Here is a 1,246-nt window from a genome sequence, read left to right as displayed (position 1 = left end):
TGCTAAAGCTGGTAATAACGCAAATAATGCTTCTAGTGATAGTGACGGACATGCGGTATTTCAAGATCATGGTAGCTCTAATAATAATGTTTATGAAAATAATACCCTTGGCGAAGATGATCCTTGGACTAAATCACCATAATAGACCATGCTTGTTTGGCATGCTCACGAGCTTTTTGCCAATATCTTGTCGTTGTTCGTGTTGGTTCGTGGTAGAATTCTTCTATTCTGTTCGTGTTGGTTAGTTTACCGTGCTGTTGCAGCTAAGTGAACAGCTCGCACAATCGGAAGGGCTGCATGTGAAGGCGTTACCGTTGTGGGGGACGATTGTAAATCCGTTATCTTTAATGGAAAAAGTTGTTTTTTTTCCGTATTCTTCGATTGTAACCGTACCTTTGGCATTGTCAAAAAATATTTTAAGCCCCTCCGTTATCATCGTTTCATCGTCTAACGGGTTTACTACCTCGCGCGGGGAAAACGTTAAAAAGCGCTCGCCTTCCGTTACGGCGATGCGGTTGCTTACGGTAACAAGCGCGGCAACGTCGCCAGATTTGTCAAAGACGAGAGAGTTGCTGTCGGCATTGACGCCTATCGCGTTCGGGTCAAAGGCGGCTATCGCGCCGATTGGGGTTTGAATTTGCGAGGGAAGTAGCGGCTCAAGCGATTCAAGTTCGCCCGATTCGTAAAGAGAAAAACCGTTGTGCGCAATAATTTCGCCGTATTTGGTTTGTATCGCTATCTTTTCGCCTGGGAACAATGTGATACTGCGGATGTCGCCGCTTTCATAAAAGCCCACTCCAGTGATTATCGCCGTAAATTTTGTGAACGGTAAATCGAAGTTAAACGGAATAGCAAGCGATTTTTCTTCCTTCTCGCTCCACAGGCCGCTGATTTTGCCGTCCAGCGGGAAAAAGCGCTTTAACTCGCCAGTTTCAAAAAAAGTTACAGGCTCTGCGGGGAATTCGCCTATCGGCGTCTGTATTTCCTGCTGTTCGTCTAAGGCGACGGCTTTTACCATGCCGTTTCTGTAGAATTCAACCGAATATTTTATTTTTCGGCGGTGCGTTTCTGTGTAAGACGGGACAAGTTCGCCGACGTGCGTTACGAGCATATTTTTTTCAGATAGGCGGAGGCCTTCCAGTTCGCCGCCGGGATAGCAGGCGTAACTTTCCACTCCGGAGAATATACCGCTTGGCAGTTGGATTGTCCTTTCGTCCAGCAGGTTGAAATTTTGCATCTCTAAAAC

Annotated in this window: 1 protein-coding gene; it reads right to left on the bottom strand. The window is 46.3% G+C overall.

From position 1 onward, the window contains the following. Positions 1-241 precede the first annotated feature (241 nt). The coding region (locus tag ACYVTD_RS13190) for a hypothetical protein (RefSeq protein WP_461248198.1) at positions 242-1,246 on the bottom strand (1,005 nt) is incomplete at its 5' end.

The sequence above is a fragment of the Treponema sp. R6D11 genome, assembly GCF_054786075.1.
This window is presented reverse-complemented; position numbering and strand designations above follow the sequence as displayed.